7 protein-coding genes and 1 rRNA gene are annotated in these 14,525 nt (G+C 72.1%); 2 read left to right on the top strand and 6 right to left on the bottom strand.

Annotated features, from left to right (window positions below; translation table 11 throughout):
- Window positions 1-69 precede the first annotated feature (69 nt).
- The 4 genes from ACFVVA_RS30895 to ACFVVA_RS30880 form a co-directional block, all read right to left on the bottom strand.
- Window positions 70-933: a helix-turn-helix domain-containing protein gene (locus ACFVVA_RS30895; RefSeq protein ID WP_387694053.1), complete on the bottom strand. Its 864-nt coding sequence runs from the start codon at window positions 931-933 to the stop codon at window positions 70-72.
- 281 nt (window positions 934-1,214) lie between these two features.
- Window positions 1,215-3,887 (bottom strand): DNA translocase FtsK, encoded by a 2,673-nt coding sequence (locus ACFVVA_RS30890; RefSeq protein WP_387694052.1) that lies wholly within the window; start codon window positions 3,885-3,887, stop codon window positions 1,215-1,217.
- A 146-nt stretch (window positions 3,888-4,033) separates the two neighbouring features.
- Entirely contained in the window at window positions 4,034-4,672 is a 639-nt protein-coding gene (locus ACFVVA_RS30885; RefSeq protein WP_359913916.1) for a response regulator, read from the bottom strand.
- A 293-nt stretch (window positions 4,673-4,965) separates the two neighbouring features.
- Window positions 4,966-9,567, bottom strand: coding sequence for a HAMP domain-containing protein (locus ACFVVA_RS30880; RefSeq protein WP_387694051.1), 4,602 nt, complete (start codon window positions 9,565-9,567; stop codon window positions 4,966-4,968).
- Between the two features lie 481 nt (window positions 9,568-10,048).
- Between ACFVVA_RS30880 and ACFVVA_RS30875 the strand changes: the two genes are divergently transcribed.
- Together ACFVVA_RS30875 and ACFVVA_RS30870 are read left to right on the top strand one after the other, a co-directional pair.
- Window positions 10,049-12,610 carry a SpoIIE family protein phosphatase gene (locus ACFVVA_RS30875; protein WP_387694050.1) on the top strand — a complete coding sequence of 854 codons (2,562 nt, stop codon included), beginning with the start codon at window positions 10,049-10,051 and terminating at the stop codon, window positions 12,608-12,610.
- 338 nt (window positions 12,611-12,948) lie between these two features.
- Entirely contained in the window at window positions 12,949-13,512 is a 564-nt protein-coding gene (locus ACFVVA_RS30870; RefSeq protein ID WP_387694049.1) for a GPR1/FUN34/YaaH family transporter, read from the top strand.
- A gap of 20 nt (window positions 13,513-13,532) precedes the next feature.
- Here ACFVVA_RS30870 and ACFVVA_RS30865 read toward each other — a convergent pair whose 3' ends face one another.
- Both ACFVVA_RS30865 and rrf read right to left on the bottom strand, forming a co-directional pair.
- Complete coding sequence (locus ACFVVA_RS30865; RefSeq protein WP_387694048.1) at window positions 13,533-14,378, bottom strand: phosphatase PAP2 family protein; 846 nt, start codon at window positions 14,376-14,378, stop codon at window positions 13,533-13,535.
- 59 nt (window positions 14,379-14,437) lie between these two features.
- Window positions 14,438-14,525: ribosomal RNA gene (gene rrf, locus ACFVVA_RS30860) — 5S ribosomal RNA — on the bottom strand; the annotation flags it as partial.

Below are 14,525 nucleotides of genomic sequence, written 5' to 3'. Positions count from 1 at the left end.
GTGCCGTTGGCCCCGGAGCCCGCGCGCCTCGGATCAGCTGATCATCAGCGGGCTGTTCGGCCCCTGTGGTCAGCCAGCCTGCGGGTCTCCGGGGGTGTACGTGACGTGCACCACCTGGCCGTCCTTGCCGAGGAGGCCGAGGTCCTTCCCGTTGACGTACGCGTGCACGGCCCCGCCGTTGCCGAGCACCAGCTTGATCTGCCGGGGGTCGGTGAAGGTCTGGTCCTGGCCGTTGCTGATGTTGTTCTGGAACAGCGATTTGCCACTGCCGTCCATCGCCGAGACCCAGCTGGTGCCCTCGGCGACCAGCTTCACGGTGACCTTGTCGGCCGGGACGGCGGCGATCGCGGCGGCGCTGGGCACAGGAGCCGGCGGCTGGACGGCGGGCGTGGCGGCGGGGGCCACCGAGCCGGTCCCGGAGCCGCTGGGCAGCGGCGCGCTGGCCGAGCCGGTGCTGCCGCGCCCGCCCGTGCCGCTGACCAGGTTGAAGCCGATCAGCGCGACCACGGCGACGATCGCGGCGACCATGGCGGCCGCCCAGTTCGGCCGGCCGCGGCGGGGCACCTTGATCGGGCCGCTGTCGATCAGCTGGGTCGCCGGACGCCTGGCGGCGGGCGGGCCGCCGTGCGCGGCGTCGTACCGGGCGACCAGCGCCTCGCCGTCCAGGCCGACCACCCGGGCGATCAGGCGGATGTGCCCGCGGGCGTAGAAGTCGCCGCCGCAGCGGGCGAAGTCGTCCGCCTCGATGGCATGGACGATCGGCACCCGGACCCGGGTGGCGGTACTCACCTGGTCCACCGTGAGCCCCGCGTCGATCCGGGCGGTGGACAGCACCCGGCCGATGCTCGGGGCATCGGCCGCCTGCACCACGTCGTCGGCCGGTTCGAGGGACGGCATGGTGTTCTCGCGGTCGGAGGACTTGCCGATGGTCACGGGGCACGCCTTTCGAGCGGATGGCCACCTGCTGGGGAACAGTCTAGGGGCGTGGGCGGATCGTTTCTCAAGCGGAACGGGCCGAATGCGCACTCCCGGTCCGACCGGGGTCCGGAACCGCGCCGACGGGCCGTCAGCGCGGCCGCGCGGGGAATCCGGGGTCCGCTTTCCGCGGTGTGACGCGGTGTACGCACGTTCGGTTCCCCACGCGGCGCCTACCCTCCTCCGAACGAGTGACACCTCGCCCAGGACACGGGCCGGGCCCCGTCGGGGCCCGGCCGTCAGCCCCGAAGGGTGATCAGCACCCCGTCCAGCTCGTCCGGCTTCACCAGCACGTCGCGGGCCTTGGAGCCCTCGCTCGGACCGACGATCCCGCGCGACTCCATCAGGTCCATCAGCCGGCCCGCCTTCGCGAAGCCGACCCGGAGCTTGCGCTGGAGCATCGAGGTCGAGCCGAACTGGGTGGAGACCACCAGCTCGGCCGCCTGGATCAGCAGGTCCAGGTCGTCGCCGATCTCCTCGTCGATCTCCTTCTTCGGCCCGCCCCCGACCGTCACGTCGTCCCGGTAGACGGCGGTCAGCTGGTCCTTGCAGTGCTGCACCACCCTGGCGATCTCCGCCTCGGTGACGAACGCGCCCTGCATCCGGATCGGCTTGCTGGCGCCCATCGGCAGGAAGAGCGCGTCGCCCTTGCCGATCAGCTTCTCGGCGCCGGGCTGGTCCAGGATGACCCGGGAGTCGGCCATCGCGGAGGTCGCGAAGGCCAGCCGGGACGGCACGTTGGCCTTGATCAGGCCGGTGACCACGTCCACCGAGGGCCGCTGGGTGGCGAGCACCAGGTGGATGCCGGCCGCGCGGGCCAGCTGGGTGATCCGGACCACCGAGTCCTCGACGTCGCGCGGCGCGACCATCATCAGGTCGGCCAGCTCGTCGACGATCACCAGCAGGTACGGGTACGGCGTCAGCTCGCGCTCGCTGCCGAGCGGCGGGGTGACCCTGCCGGCCCGCACCGCCGCGTTGAAGTCGTCCACGTGCCGGAAGCCGAACGCCGCGAGGTCGTCGTAGCGCATGTCCATCTCGCGCACCACCCACTGGAGGGCCTCGGCGGCCTTCTTGGGGTTGGTGATGATCGGCGTGATCAGGTGCGGGATGCCCTCGTACGCGGTCAGCTCGACCCGCTTGGGGTCGACCAGCACCATCCGCACCTCGTCCGGGGTGGCCCGGGCGAGGATCGAGGTGATCAGGCAGTTGATGCAGGAGGACTTGCCCGCGCCGGTCGCGCCGGCCACCAGGATGTGCGGCATCTTGGCGAGGTTGGCCATCACGGTGTGGCCCTCGACGTCCTTGCCCATGCCGACGACCATCGGGTGGGTGTCCTCGGCGGCCGTGCGCGAGCGCAGCAGGTCGCCGAGGTTGACCATCTCGCGGTCCCGGTTGGGGATCTCGATCCCGACCGCGGACTTTCCGGGGATCGGGCTGATGATCCGCACGTCCGGGCTGGCCACCGCGTACGCGATGTTCTTGGCGAGCGCGGTGATCCGCTCCACCTTGACGGCCGGGCCGAGCTCGACCTCGTAGCGGGTGACCGTCGGCCCCCGGGTGAAGCCGGTGACCCTGGCGTCCACCTTGAACTCGGCGAAGGTGCCGGTGAGCTGGGCGACCACCTCGTCGTTGAGGGCGCTGCGGGCCTTGGCCGGGCCGCCGCGCTCCAGAAGGTCGAGCGGGGGCAAGGCATAGGTGACGCCCTCGCCGAACTGCAGCTGCTCCATCCGCACCGGCGCCGCGCCGTGCTCCTCGGGCGCGCCCGGGCCGCCGCTGCGGGCGGCGGGGACGGCGGCCTCCTCCGGCGGGGCGGTGCGGTCCTGCACCTGGTGCATCATGTCCGCCACAGCGGAGGAGGCGGGCACGCCGTAGACCAGGGCGCCGTCCAGGTCCGCGGCCGCGCCGGCGGCGAGGTCGCGGGTGGCGTAGGGGTCCAGCGGCTCCTTGTCCAGGGAGATCCGCTCGGCGTCCTCCGGCTCCTCGGCGGGCTTGCGCCGGCGGCGGCGCCGGCGGGCGGCCACCTCGTCCGAGGGGTCGTCACTGTCGGTGTCCACGGTGAACGGCAGCGCGTCGGGGTCGGCGTCCTCCGGCGGGTCGGTGGACAGCTCGCGCTCCGGCGCGCGCCCCCACCGCCCGTCCTCCGGCCCGGGCTCGACCACGCCCAGCCGTATGCCGATCCCCCGCACCCGCTCGCCGATCCGGTTGATCGGGGTGGCGGTGACCACCAGCAGGCCGAAGAAGGCCAGCAGCAGGAGCAGCGGCACGGCGAGCGCCGGCCCGGCGGCGGCCATCATCGGGGTGGACGCGGCCCAGCCGATGATTCCGCCGGCCGCCCTTATCCGGGAGGCGCCGCTGCCCATCATGGGCGCGCCGCAGCCGATGTGGACCAGGCCGAGGACGCCGACCAGCAGCGCGCTCAGCCCGATCATGATCCGCCCGTTGGCCTCCGGCAGCTCCGGGTGGCGCCAGAGCCTGATCGCCATCGCGGCCAGCAGGAACGGCACCAGCACGTCGAGCCGGCCGAACAGCCCGGACACCACGGCGGTGGCCCCCTCCCCCAGCCAGCCCTGCGGGCTGAACCAGGTGCCGGCCGCGGTCACCAGCGCGAGCGCGAACAGCAGCAGGCCCACACCGTCCTTGCGGTGGTCCGGATGCAGGTTCTTGGCGCCGTCGCCGAAGCCCCGGAAGATCGCCGCGATCGGGCTGGCCAGGGCGTTGAGCGCGCCCATCAGCACCGATCTGGACGGCTTCGGCGCGGGTGCGGCCGGCTTGGCCGCCGCCTTCTTCGCGGGAGCCGCCTTCCCGGCCGCCGCCTTCTTCGCCGGCGGCTTGCCCGGGGCCTTCGCCGCGGCCTTCCCGGACGCTCCCGGACTCGACTTACGTGCTGCGTTCCCGGGCGTGCGAGTGGCCATGGGTCAGCAGCCTACCGGGGCCGACGACCACTGCACATGTGCCCGAGCCCGGGCGCCGGGACGTGTCGCAGACACACCGTCACCCTGACCGGGATTCACCCGGTCGCCGCACCGGACCACCCGGACGGGTGAACCCCGGCAGGGGATCAGGAACTGCCCGGGCGCATCGCGTCCAGGGCCCGGCGCAGCCCGGCGAGCTTGCGCTCCAGGTGCGCCGCGGTGGCGGCCACCCCGGCGTCCTCGCCGCCGTCCAGCTGCTTGCCGAGCGCCTCCGCCTGCTCCTCGACCGCCGCCAGCCGCGCGGACAGCTCACCCAGCAGCGCCCCGCCGAGGGCCCGCTCGTCGCCGCCCTCCTCCAGCTGCAGGCGCAGCAGCGCGGCCTGCTCCTTCAGCTGGCAGTTCTTCGCGTACAGGTCGACGAAGACGGAGACCTTGGCGCGCAGCACCCACGGGTCGAAGGGCTTGGAGATGTAGTCCACCGCGCCGGCCGCGTAGCCGCGGAAGGTGTGGTGCGGGCCGTGGTTGATCGCGGTCAGGAAGATGATCGGGATGTCCCGGGTGCGCTCGCGGCGCTTGATGTGGGCGGCGGTCTCGAAGCCGTCCATCCCCGGCATCTGGACGTCCAGCAGGATCACCGCGAAGTCGTCGGTGAGCAGCGCCTTCAGCGCCTCCTCACCCGAGGCCGCACGGACCAGTGTCTGGTCCAGGGCCGAGAGGATCGCCTCCAGCGCCAGCAGGTTCTCCGGTCGGTCGTCGACCAGGAGGATCTTGGCCTTCTGCATCAGGGCTCGCCCTCCTGTCGCCTGCCTGCCGCCCGGTGCAGGCACCCGCGTACTGCCCACCGCTACCCCGGTCATGCTAGCCGCACCCCCTCGCCCGGCACATCGCCCCGTCGTGACCCGATCCGGGGCGGCGCGCAGCCAGTGCTCCGGCGCACGCTCAGCAGCGTGTCGCCATCCGGTCACTGTTCGCAACGATCGGTGACCCTACCCGGTTCCCGGGCCCGACCGCCAGCAAACCGGCCGACCGGCCGACGTGAACCCCGGGGCCCGATCCGGGGTTCACGCCTCCCCCGCGATCACGCGCGGTCCGCGTTCAGCCACTCGCGCATGACCGACAGCAGGTGGTCGGTCTCCACCGGCTTGGTGATGTGGTCGGTGGCACCCGCCTGCAGCGACTTCTCCCGGTCGCCCTTCATCGCCTTGGCGGTCAGCGCGATGATCGGCAGGCCCGCGAACTGGGGCATCCGGCGGATCGCCTCGGTGGTCGCGTAGCCGTCCATCTCCGGCATCATGATGTCCATCAGGACCAGCGCCACGTTCTCGTGCTGCTCCAGCATCTCGATGCCCTCGCGGCCGTTCTCGGCGTACAGGACGGTCAGGCCGTGCTGCTCCAGCACGCTGGTGAGCGCGAACACGTTGCGGACGTCGTCGTCCACGATCAGCACCTGCTGGCCGTCGAAGCGCCGGTCGCCGTTGACCGGGCGGGGCTGGAGGGGCTCCACCGTCCGCGGTCCGGCGGCGCTCTCCAGGGCGGCACTGCGCCGGCGCTCCACCGCGCCGCGGCGGCGCTCCTCGGCCAGCTCGCGGACCTCCTGGGCCCAGTGGTCGGCCGGGTTCTCGCCGACCGGCACCGGCAGGCCCACCGGGGTCACCCCGACCGAGGCGCGCGGCGCCAGGGCGGCCGGCACGGTCGGGCGGGGGTCGCCGACGGCCTCCGGGGCCTCGGTGCGCAGCGGCAGGTAGAGCGTGAAGGTCGAGCCCTTGCCCAGCTCGCTCTCGGCGTGGATCTCGCCGCCGAGCAGCCGGGCGATCTCGCGGCTGATGGACAGGCCGAGGCCGGTGCCGCCGTACTTGCGGCTGGTGGTGCCGTCGGCCTGCTTGAACGCCTCGAAGATCTCGCGCAGCTTGTTCCCGGGGATGCCGATGCCGGTGTCGGAGACCGCGAAGGCGATCAGCTCGTCGTCCGGGCCCTGGATCGAGCCGGACTCCAGCAGCCGCTCGCGCACGTCCTGCGGGACCTCCCGGCCGGCCGGGCGGATCGAGAAGTCGACGGCTCCGGCGTCGGTGAACTTCACCGCGTTGGAGATCAGGTTGCGCAGCACCTGCTGGAGCCGCTGCTCGTCGGTGTGCAGGGTGACCGGCAGGGCGGGCGAGACCCGGACGGCGAAGTCCAGGTTCTTGTCCAGCGCGACCGGCTGGAAGGTGGCCTCGACGTAGTCGACCAGCTGGACCAGCGCGATCCGGGCCGGGCGGACGTCCATCTTGCCGGCCTCGACCTTGGACAGGTCGAGGATGTCGTTGATCAGCTGGAGCAGGTCGGAGCCGGCGCCGTGGATGGTGTCGGCGAACTCGACCTGCTTCGGCGAGAGGTTGCCCTCGTTGTTGTCGGAGAGCAGCTTGGCCAGGATCAGCAGCGAGTTGAGCGGGGTGCGCAGCTCGTGCGACATGTTGGCGAGGAACTCGCTCTTGTACCGGGAGGCCAGGGCGAGCTGCTCGGCGCGCTCCTCCAGGACCTGCCGGGCCTCTTCGATCTCGCCGTTCTTGATCTCGATGTCGCGGTTCTGCTGGGCGAGTTGCTCGGCCTTCTCCTGCAACTCCTCGTTGGTGCGCTCCAGTTCCTCCTGGCGGGCCTCCAACTCGGCGGACCGCATCGAGAGTTCGGCGGTGAGGCGCTGGGACTCCAGCAGCAGGCCCTCGGTCTTGGTGTTGACGCTGATGGTGTTGACCGTGACGCCGATGAGGTCCGCGATCTGGTTCAGGAAGTCCAGCGCGACGGTGGTGAAGGAGCTGAAGGTGGCCAGTTCGATCACGCCCAGCAGCCGGCCCTCGAACAGCACCGGCAGCACCACGATGTGGGCCGGGGAGGCCTCGCCGAGCCCGGAGGCGATCTTCAGGTACCCGGGCGGCGCCTCCTTGAGGATGATCGCCCGCTTCTCCACCGCGGCCTGGCCGATCAGCGACTCGCCGGGGCGGAAGGTGGTCGGCATCGCCCGCCGCTGGTAGCCGTAGCTGCCGATCAGGCGCAGCACGGTGTCGTTCTCGTCGTCGTCCTCGGTGATCAGCTCGGCGGTGCGGCCGGCCGGCTGGGCGAGGAAGAACGCTCCGTGCTGGGCGGAGACCACCGGGGTCAGCTCGGTCATGATCAGCGAGGCGACCGCCTCCAGGTCCCGGCGGCCCTGGAGCAGACCGGAGATCCGGGCCAGGTTGGTCTTGAGCCAGTCCTGCTCCTGGTTGGTGCGGGTGGTCTCGCGCAGGTTGGCGATCATCTGGTTGATGTTGTCCTTGAGCTCGTCGAGCTCGCCCGCGGCGTCCACGTCGATCCGCAGGCTCAGGTCGCCCCTGGTGACCGCGGTGGCGACCTGGGCGATCGCGCGCACCTGCCGGGTCAGGTTGTTGGCCAGCTCGTTCACCGACTCGGTGAGGTCCTGCCAGGTGCCGTCCACGCCGGGCACCCGGGCCTGGCCGCCGAGCCGCCCGTCGGTGCCCACCTCGCGGGCCACCCGGGTCACCTCGTCGGCGAACGCCGACAGCTGGTCGACCATGGTGTTGATGTTGGTCTTGAGCTGGAGGATCTCGCCGCGCGCGTCGACGTCGATCTTCTGCGAGAGGTCGCCGCGGGCCACCGCGGTGATCACCAGCGCGATGTTCCGCACCTGGCCGGTGAGGTTGTTGGCCATCTGGTTGACGTTGTCGGTCAGGTCCTTCCAGATGCCGGCCACGCCCGGCACGCTGGCCTGGCCGCCCAGGGTGCCGTCGGTGCCGACCTCGCGGGCCACCCGGGTGACCTCCACCGCGAAGGAGGACAGCTGGTCGACCATGGTGTTGAGGGTCGCGGCGAGCGCCGCCACCTCGCCCTGGGCGTCGATGGCGATCTTCTTGGAGAGGTCGCCGCGGGCCACCGCACCGGCGACCTCGGCGATGTTGCGCACCTGCCCGGTCAGGTTCGACGCCATGAAGTTGACGTTGTCGGTCAGGTCCTTCCAGATGCCCGACACCCCTCGCACCCGGGCCTGGCCGCCCAGGATGCCCTCGGTGCCCACCTCGCGGGCCACCCGGGTCACCTCGTCGGCGAACGCCGACAGCTGGTCCACCATCGTGTTGACGGTCGTCACCAGCTCCAGGATCTCGCCCCGGGCGTCGACGGTGATCTTCTTGGAGACGTCGCCGCGCGCCACCGCCGTGGTCACCTCGGCGATGTTCCGGACCTGGCTGGTCAGGTTGTTGGCCATCAGGTTGACGGAGTTGGTCAGGTCCTTCCAGATCCCGGCCACGCCGGGCACGCTGGCCTGGCCGCCGAGGATGCCCTCGGTGCCCACGTCCCGGGCGACCCGGGTCACCTCGTCCGCGAAGGCGCCCAGCTGGTCCACCATCGTGTTGATGGTGTTCTTCAGCTCGAGGATCTCCCCGCGCGCGTCCACCTGGATCTTCTGCGACAGGTCGCCCTTGGCGACCGCGGTCGTCACCTGGGCGATGTTGCGCACCTGATCGGTGAGGTTGTTCGCCATGAAGTTGACGTTGTCGGTCAGGTCCCGCCAGACCCCGGCCGCCCAGGGCACCTGCGCCTGACCGCCGAGCCGCCCCTCGGTGCCCACCTGACGGGCCACCCGGGTCACCTGCTCGGCGAAGCCGGAGAGCTGGTCGACCATCGTGTTGATGGTGTTCTTCAGCTCCAGCATCTCTCCGCGCGCGTCCACCTCGATCTTCTGCGACAGGTCGCCCTTGGCGACCGCGGTCGTCACCTGGGCGATGTTGCGCACCTGGCCGGTCAGGTTGTTCGCCATGAAGTTCACCGAGTCGGTCAGGTCGCGCCAGACCCCGGCCACGCCCGGCACCTGGGCCTGCCCTCCGAGCCGGCCCTCCGTCCCCACGTCCCGGGCCACCGTGGTGACCTGGGCGGCGAACCCGTTCAGCTGGTCGACCATCGTGTTGACGGTGTTCTTCAGCTCCAGCATCTCGCCGGCCACCTCGACGGTGACCTTGCGGGACAGATCGCCCTTGGCCACCGCCGTGGTCACCTGGGCGATGTTGCGCACCTGGGCGGTCAGCCGGCCCGCCATGGTGTTGACCGAGTCCGCCAGGTCCTTCCAACTGCCGGACACGCTGCGGACCTTGGCCTGGCCGCCGAGCTTGCCCTCGGTACCGACCTCGCGGGCCACCCGGGTCACCTCGTCGGTGAACTCGGAGAGCTGGTCCACCAGCCCGTTGACGGTCCGCCCGATCTTCAGGTACTCGCCGCGCAGCGGGTGGCTCACCCCGTTGCTGTGCAGCGAGCGCAGCTCCATCTTCTGGTCCAGGTCGCCCTCGGCGATCGAGGTGAGCACCCGGCCCACCTCGGCCATCGGGCGGGCCAGGTCGTCGATCAGCGCGTTGCAGTTGTCGACCGCCGCCATCCAGGCGCCCTCGCCCGCGCCGGTCTCCAGCCGCTCGTTCAGCCGGCCCTCGCGGCCCACCGCGCGCCGGACCCTCGCCAGTTCACCGGTCAGGTGCTGGTTGCGCTCGGCGACCTCGTTGAACACCGCGGCGATCTCGGCCAGCGGCCCGTCCCCCGGGACGGTCAGCCGGCGGCGGAAGTTGCCGTCCCGCATCGCGGTCAGCGCCGACAGCAGCTTGCGCAGCTCGGCGGGCTCCGCGCCACGATTGTGGCCCGGCGCCCGTCGGCCGGCCGCGTTCCGCGGCACGGCCCCGGGGCGTCCACCGCGCACAGTGGGCGGCGTCGTTCCGGTTGCGTCCTTGGTGGCCGAACTCAACGGGCCCCTCCCACATCGTGAACTGTCCGGTGACCGACCGTGCCGGTGCGGCACGCACCCGGGCACCGGCCCGGCTGGGCTGCGTGCCGACGGTCCGCGACGCGCCGGCACCCACACGACCGTACTGCTCTCACCGGCCGTCGCGGACCCCCCAGTCTGGCAGCACCGGCACCGGGTGCACGGCCGGTTGTGCTCGGTTCGTACCGCACCGTCCGAAACAGGTGGGCAGAATCACCCTCAGGTGCCTGTTTCGACTCCCCGTCCCCACGGGGAACCAAGCGGAAAGTAGGGTGGAGCGCTGCACCGGGCCACGACCCGACCCAGCGCCGCCGCTCACCCCGACGGCGCGCACGGGGATTCGGCGCCGCACCCCGGACAGCCAGGGCAAGAGCAGCAGAGGAGAAGTGGCAACGTGGTCACCGCGCGCGCAGCCGCCACCTTCGATCCCGACGGCCGGTCCGCGGCCGCCGCACGGGGGTTCGTCCGGGACGCGCTGCTCGGCTGGGGCCTGCCCGAGGTCGTCGACGACGCGGTCGTGCTGGTCAGCGAGCTCGTCACCAACGCCGTCGTGCACGCCGGCACCGCCGCGGAGGTCTGCTGCCTGCGCGAGGAGGAGAGCGTCCGGATCGAGGTCACCGACCACCACCCCGAGCGCGGCCTGCCCTCGCTCGGCGACGGTCCGGTCACCGGCTCCGACCGCTACGCCGACCCGGACGGCGAGGGCGGTCGCGGCCTGCTGATGTGCTCCGCCCTCTCGGAGCGGTGGGGCGTCGAGTACGCGGCCGGCCGCAAGACCGTCTGGTTCCGCCTCGCCCTGCCCGCACACGTGTCCGGGACCCGCTACGCCGTTCCCGCGACCCCCGGCAGCGATCTGCCCAGCGGCCCCGGCCCGGTGCGCGTCGCCGTCGTCCAGCTCGACGAGGACGGCCGGGTGCTGGCCTGGAACCCGGACGCCGAGGCGCTCTTCCAGTACCCCGCCGCGGCCGTCCTCGGCCGCCCCTGGGCCGACCTCGCGGTCTGGCCCAAGTCCCCCGCCCGCGGCCTCGGCCTGACCGACACCCTGCGGATGGCCCGCTGGGAGGGCGGCTACGGCATCCGACGCCAGGACGGCCAGGAGGTCGAGGTGTACGGCGCCCAGGTCCGGCTGCGCGACACCGAGGGCGTCCCCTCCACCCTCTGCCTGCTGGTCCTCGAACCCGACCGCGCGGTGCTGCGCTCCCCCGCCCGGGCCCTGCCCGGCGAGCGCCCCGACCCGGCCGGCCCCCGGCTCGACCTGCTGGCCGGCCCGGTCGCCACCGACGACCTCGACACCCTGCTCCAGCGCACCGTCGAACGCGCCCGCGACCTGCTCGACGGCGACGCCGCGTACCTGCTGCTCACCACCGACGACGAGGCCGAGTTCGAGGTCCGCGCCGCCACCGGCCTCACCTCCGGACACCGCAGGCACACCCGCTTCCCGGTCGGCACCGGCAACCGCTACGACTCCGCCCGGCTGCCCTCCGTCCACGAGGACCTCTCCGCCCGGCCCACCGGCCTGCCACTGCTCTCCGACAGCGGAATGCGCTCCCTGATCACCGTCCCGCTCAAGGTCGAGGGCCGGCTGATCGGTTCGCTGGGCATCGCCGCCGCCGTGCCCGGCCGCTACGACAACGAGGACGCGCTGCGCCTGCAGTTCGCCGCCGACCGGGTCGCCCTCGCCGTCGAGAGCACCCGGCTGACCGAGCTCGAACAGCTGCGCCGCGGCTCGCTCTCCTTCCTGGTCGAGGCCTCCGACCTGCTGGCCGGCACCCTCGAACACGAGCAGACCCTCGCGCTGATGGCCCAGATGGCCGTCCCCACCCTCGCCTCCTGGTGTGCCGTCTACACCACCGCCGACCGCTCCTCACCGGCCAGGCTCGCCTTCGTCCTGCACGAGGACGAGGACCGCATCGACCCGCTGCGCGACCTGCTCGACAAGACGCCCGTACCGGAGGCCGGCCCCGCCCACGGCGTCCGGTTCTGGACAGCCCTCGCCGAGTCCGCCGAGGCGGGCGGTCTCGCCGACAGCCCGGAACTCGCCGGCCTGCTCGGCGAGACCGTCGTCCTCGCACTGACCGCCCGCAACCGCGTCATCGGCCTGCTGGTGCTCGGCGTCCCGGCCGGCGTCGGATTCCGCCAGGAGATCCTCGAACTCGCCGAGGACCTCTCCCGCCGGGCCGCCCTCGCCCTGGACAACTCCCGCCTCTACTCCGAGCGCACCGCCACCAGCCAGGCCCTCCAGCGCAGCCTGCTCCCGCCGGACCTGCCGGAGATCCCCGGAGTCGAGGTGGACGTCTACTACCAGGCGGCCGGCGAGGGCAACGAGGTCGGCGGCGACTTCTACGACCTGTTCACCATCCGCGAGGGCACCTACGGCTTCGCCATCGGCGACGTCTGCGGCACCGGCCCCGAGGCCGCCTCGGTCACCGGCCTGGCCCGGCACTCGCTGCGGCTCCTCGCCCGCGAGGGCCTGGACGCCCCGCAGGTGCTGCGCCGGCTCAACGCGGCCATCCTGGACGAGGGTTCGCGCAGCCGCTTCCTCACCCTGCTCTACGGCGAACTGACGCCCCGCCCGGACGGCAGCACCGAGCTCTCCCTGGTCTGCGCCGGCCACCCGCTGCCGCTGCGGCTGCGCACCGACGGCCAGGTCGACCGGGCAGCCACCCCGCAGCCGCTGCTCGGCGTCATGGACGACCTCGACCTCACCGCCGAGCACCTGGTGCTCGCCCCCGGCGAGGTCCTGCTCTGTGTCACCGACGGGGTCACCGAACGCCGCGAGGGCCGGCGGATGCTGGGCGACGACGGCCTCGCCGAGGTGCTCACCGGCTGTACCGGCCTGACCGCCGGGGCGGTCGCGGCGAGGGTGCAGCGTGCGGTCGAACGCTTCGCCCCGGAGCCGCCGTCCGACGACATGGCGATCCTGACCCTGCGGGTGCCCACCCAGCGCAAGACCTGAGCGTCCGGAGGCCGGCGCATGCCGGCGAGTGTCGGCGCATGTCGGCGCGGCGTCTGTGCCTTGCCGGCGCCGTGCTGACGCAGTCACAAATTGTTATATTCACAAGGGTACAAGCGAAACGGGGTCGGGTAGACCGATCTCACCGGAGATTCCCTCCGGCGGGGGCACGACCAGCGGCTCTCCGCTGGCCCACCACTTCCGATGGCCCCTCACTTCCGACCGCAGCCCGCGCACACTCACAGCCGTGCGCCTTCGGCGCGGTCGCGCGCATCCACTCATCGAGACGACACCACAGCGTTACTGCGCCCTGCGCGCGCCCAGAGTGAAAGGAGCCTCCGGTGAGCAACGAAGCTTCCGGGGCAACGAACGCCCGCTCCACCGGAGCCGACGCGGGTAACCTCGGCTACCTCGCGCTCGGTCTCACACTGCTCGCCTACGGCCTGCTCTCCACCGGCATCCTGCACGGCGCCGGAGCCGGGAACGCGGCCCACCTCGCCCATATCCTCGGCGGCGTCACCCTCTTCATCGCGGGCCTCTGGCAACTCCGCGGCGGCGAGGGCTTCACCGGAACCGCCTTCACCACCCTCGGCGCCTTCTGGGCGACCTGGTCAACGGCCGCGGGGGCGGGCAAGAACGCCGCCGGACTCTTCCTGCTGCTGTGGGCCCTGCTCGCCCTCACCCTCACCGCCGCGAGCTGGGGTTCGGGCCTGCTCGGCCGGGCCGTCTACGGTCTGCTGACGGTCTCCCTGCTGCTCTCCGCCATCGCCACCTTCGGCGGCTACGGCGGCCTGGCCAAGGTCGCCGGCTGGATCGCGGCCGTCTCCGGACTCGCCGCCTGGTACTGGGCCACCTCCGCACTGAGCAACGGCTCCTGGGGAAAGATCGCCCTGCCGGTCAAGTAACCGGCCGGGAACGACCTCGGTCAGCCCACCTGCTCCAACTGCTCCTCGGCGGTGCCGCGGGGCCGGATCTCCGTCCCGACGGAGGCCCGGCCCCGTCGGCGTGCCGCCAGCGCCAGCACAGCGTAGGCGAGGAGCAGGATCACCACCGCCACGATGCCGTCCGACCAGAAGTGGTTCGCCGTCACCACCACCACGGCCACCGTCAGCACCGGATGCAGCACCATCACCCATCGCAGTGAACTGCGCGACACCCGGATCACCGCGACCGCCGCCAGCACGCACCAGGCGACGTGCACCGAGGGCATGGCCGACAGCTGATCGGCCACCACCACACCGCCGACCGCGCCGCCGTAGACCGACTGCCCGTACTGGGCGGCCACGTCGACGAAACCGCTCTCCGGCAGCATCCGCGGCGGCGCCACCGGGATGAACTGCACCAGCAGGCAGACCGCGGTCGTGATCACCACCGTGTTGCGCACCCACGCGTAGCGCTCGCGGTGCCGCACGAACACCCAGAGCAGCACGCCCAGCATCACGGCGAAGTGCATGGCCGCGTAGTAGTAGTTCGCCAGCCTCACCAGCACCGGGTACGGCGTGACCGCCCGCTGCCAGGACGCCTCGTCCGGCAGCCCGACCACCTGCTCGGTGTGGTGGATCCAGCTCGCTCGGTCCAGCGCGTGGTCCGTACTCATCACCGAGAGGTGCCCGACCAGCTGCCAGAGCGCGAACAGCGCCAGCAGCGTGCCGGCCTCCCGCAGCAGAGCGGACAGCGCCGGCTTCCGGCCCTTCGCCGCGGCGTACGCGCCCGCGTGGAGGCCGATGGCGGCGGCCCCGGCGGACTGCCAGGTCAGGGTCAGGTTCTGCATTGGCAGAGGGTAACGCAAAAAGCCCCTTCCCGGAGGGGAAGGGGCTTTTTGAAATAATTGTTCGGCGGCGTCCTACTCTCCCACAGGGTCCCCCCTGCAGTACCATCGGCGCTGTAAGGCTTAGCTTCCGGGTTCGGAATGTAACCG

The sequence above is a fragment of the Kitasatospora sp. NPDC058048 genome (assembly GCF_042885555.1).
Classification (GTDB): Bacteria; Actinomycetota; Actinomycetes; order Streptomycetales; family Streptomycetaceae; genus Kitasatospora; species Kitasatospora lactacystinica.
The sequence above is the reverse complement of the archived record's forward strand: the minus strand, read 5'-3'. Positions and strand labels throughout refer to the sequence as shown.